Origin of the sequence: Microcoleus sp. (assembly GCF_049646505.1) — a bacterium.
Classification (GTDB): Bacteria; Cyanobacteriota; Cyanobacteriia; order Cyanobacteriales; family Microcoleaceae; genus Microcoleus.
In genome coordinates this window covers 1-3,099 of the sequence record NZ_JBARVX010000148.1, presented here as the reverse complement: position 1 = coordinate 3,099, position 3,099 = coordinate 1, and the positions used below count along the sequence as shown (strand labels likewise).

Annotated in this window: 4 protein-coding genes; 2 read left to right on the top strand and 2 right to left on the bottom strand. The window is 43.3% G+C overall.

Going from position 1 to position 3,099, the window contains the following annotated elements; genetic code table 11:
- Positions 1 to 34 precede the first annotated feature (34 nt).
- Positions 35 to 781 carry a 5-formyltetrahydrofolate cyclo-ligase gene (locus WBA89_RS08195; RefSeq protein WP_424405474.1) on the top strand — a complete coding sequence of 249 codons (747 nt, stop codon included), beginning with the start codon at positions 35 to 37 and terminating at the stop codon, positions 779 to 781.
- Positions 782 to 829: 48 nt separating this feature from the next.
- Entirely contained in the window at positions 830 to 1,348 is a 519-nt protein-coding gene (locus WBA89_RS08190; RefSeq protein ID WP_424405472.1) for an O-acetyl-ADP-ribose deacetylase, read from the top strand.
- Positions 1,349 to 1,395: 47 nt separating this feature from the next.
- On the opposite strand, the gene WBA89_RS08185 is transcribed toward WBA89_RS08190, so the two are convergent.
- Positions 1,396 to 1,995, bottom strand: coding sequence for a Uma2 family endonuclease (locus tag WBA89_RS08185; RefSeq protein WP_424405470.1), 600 nt, complete (start codon positions 1,993 to 1,995; stop codon positions 1,396 to 1,398).
- Positions 1,996 to 2,326: 331 nt separating this feature from the next.
- Positions 2,327 to 3,099, bottom strand: a 773-nt coding sequence (locus tag WBA89_RS08180; RefSeq protein WP_424405468.1) for an AAA-like domain-containing protein, incomplete at its 5' end; no start/stop codon positions are given.

Sequence of the window (3,099 nt, the reverse complement as noted above, 5' to 3'; positions counted from 1 at the left end):
TAATTTTGTATAATATATTCTACCACAATACAGCATGAAAACTGATTGGATTGGATATCACCAGGACAAAGACCAATTAAGAACAGAAATTTGGTCTTTGCTGAAGCAGCAAGCTGCATCTATTGGCGATTCCTTTGGTCATATTCCCAACTTTGTTAATGCTGACATGGCGGCAGAAAACTTGGCAAATTTACCAATTTGGCAACAAGCAAAAACAATTAAGTGCAATCCAGATGCGGCACAAATTCCGGTGCGAATGCGCGCTTTGCAAGACGGAAAACGCCTGTATATGGCAGTACCGCGATTGACAGACGATCGCTGTTTTGTTGAGTTGACTGCTGCGGATTTGCAGAGACAAAATGTATCTATTGCTGAAAGTGCTATCGCCCGCAAAGCACTTGCTTGCGGCAAATTAGTAAGTTTTGCAGAAATGGAACCAATTGATTTAGTAATAGTCGGCTGTGTAGCGGCGGGGCGCAGCGGTGGAAGAACCGGAAAAGGTGCAGGATTTGCCGATTTGGAATTGGCGATGTTGACAGAATTCGGATTAGTACAAATCGATACGCCAATTGTAACAACAGTGCATCCTTTGCAAGTAGTCGCAGATTCGCGTTTGCCAATGCAGCCTCACGATTGGCCGCTGAATTGGATTGTGACTGCTGGTGAGGTAATTGAGACTAATACAAGTTATCCGCGTCCGACTGGGTTAAATTGGGATAGCGTGCGATCGGAACAGTTGGCACAAATTCCGATTTTGCGAAAGTTGAGAGAGCAAGACTAGATAACGAGTTTCTGTGCTAAAATTGTCTAAATTTTACTATTGTAGAATATGAAAGTTATTTTGGGCGACATCACAAAACTCGAAGTTGATGCGATCGTGAATGCTGCAAATAGCAGCTTACTGGGTGGTGGTGGAGTAGATGGAGCAATACACAGAGCAGCAGGATCGGAACTTTTTGAAGAATGCCGATTACTTGGAGGATGTAAGACTGGAGATGCTAAACTAACCAAGGGATATAAATTGCCTGCACGCTTCGTCATCCACGCAGTAGGGCCAGTATGGCGGAAGGGTAATGATGGAGAACCGGAACTCTTAGCCGAGTGTTACCGTAAGTGTATGCAAATTGCCGCAGAACGAGAGTTTGAGAGTTTGGCATTTCCTTGCATTAGCACCGGCATTTACAGCTTTCCTAAAGCTCTAGCAGGTGAGATTGCAGTGAAGGTATGCTCGGAATATATACAAAATAATGGTGGTTCTCCAAAAGTAATTTTTTGCTGTTTCGATCAAGAGAATTATGAGATTTATGAGAGAATTATATCTAAATACAACCGTAAAAAATCTCTCTAAAACTTCGTCTGACGCACTCTACAAGTTTAGGATTTACTCATTTTATCTTAAGGTAAAAGAGAATTCACAGCGATCGCCCCAATTTCTATTCCTTCAATAATAATCGGTATAACAGCCGATCGCCCGAAATCCAACCTTTGACTGTAATCTGGCTGCTCAACTTCAACAAGAGGTTGAGAGTACACCTCAACCAGTCCTTCCACAAGATTCACAATCCAATAAATTGCAATTCCAGCGCGGGCATAAATCCGTTTTTTTACAGTTCGATCGCGCTGAAGCGTCGTATCTGATACTTCAATAATCAGGGCAATATCTTCAGCCCCCGGATGCCGATCGAGATATTGTCGCGTATCCCCTCGGACAACCACTATATCAGGTTCGGGTTCGCTGTTGGATAGGGTGATCGGTTCTTGGGAATCAACATACCACCCCGCAGGTAAAATATTCTCTAAAGCTGTTCTGACAAGACGAGTTGTGACTCGATGCGGTGGATTTTTGGGCATTTTGAAAACCAGCCAACCTTCCAGCAATTCTACAGAGTCATCATCCGTGAGAATGCCAGCTTGAATTATCGCATGATACTGCTCGATGCTCAAGCGTAAAATCAGATCGTTCGGAATTGCTGCAACACTTTCGACGGGCGGCATAACTGTATGGGCGAGTTGATTATTGTCTTATTTTACCGTTTTTTTAACGAACCGCGAAGGCGCTAAGGACGCGAAGTAAGAAAGAAGAAGAAGAAGAAGAAGAAGAAGATAATTTCATAATACATCTACTTTGTGGTGATTACGCGCCATGCAATGAAAGCTGTAAAAGCTAGATAACCAAACACGGTTATCCAATCTAGCCAATTATCGGATGTTATCAAAAAAATATCGTTCACGGGCAGTGTTCACCTAATTATTATTTAGTCCGCGCAGGCGGAATTTGTTTGACAAGGAGCGGTTTCAACCGCCGATATATCTGCAACTCTATATTTTACCCGATCGCGCTTAAGTGCGATCGAAAATATTGGCGGTACAATTCACACCTCGGCACACACTCGTTACCCTGCAACTTCACCAACCCCAAACTATCCAATTTAAACGCCTGCATCGACTTTAATTGAACAGGAATGTCCGCCACTGCAATCTCTCTCATTCCCTCCGCCAACTCTGGATATTCTTCTAAATTCCACAATTGGCGGCGCAAATGGTCGCTATAAATTCCCGCATCGCTGGTAGCAGTTTCTTTTAATTCATCAAGGGTCAAATCCGATCGCGAAATGTGATATAATGCAACTCGCACTAGATAAGGATGTCCGCCGACAATTGCTGTCAACTCCTCAACTTCTGCATCCGACCAATTTAAATTGTGACGCGCAGCTAAATCTTGGATTTGCAGGTGGTTGAATTCCGGTAAATCTACGGGCAGTCCCACGTTGAAAGGCGATTGATTGATGTTCATCGGGATGTAAACTTCGGTGGAGTGAACTACAATTAATCGCAGTTTTTTCCAGATGTCGCGCCGTTTTGATTCTTCGTGCCACGCCCGCAGCAGTCCTAAAAAGTCTTCCGCAATATCTGGATATTGGAAAACGCGATCGATCTCGTCTAATCCTAAAATTAAAGGACTGTCGATTTGCGGCAAAATATATTTTTCAAAGTAATCTTTGCAGTTGACTTTGCTGCCAAAAATTTCGTCCCAATAATCGTCTAATTGATTGGCTAAGTGCAACTCGCGCCCAACGTAGGCGCAAAACCATTTTAAGA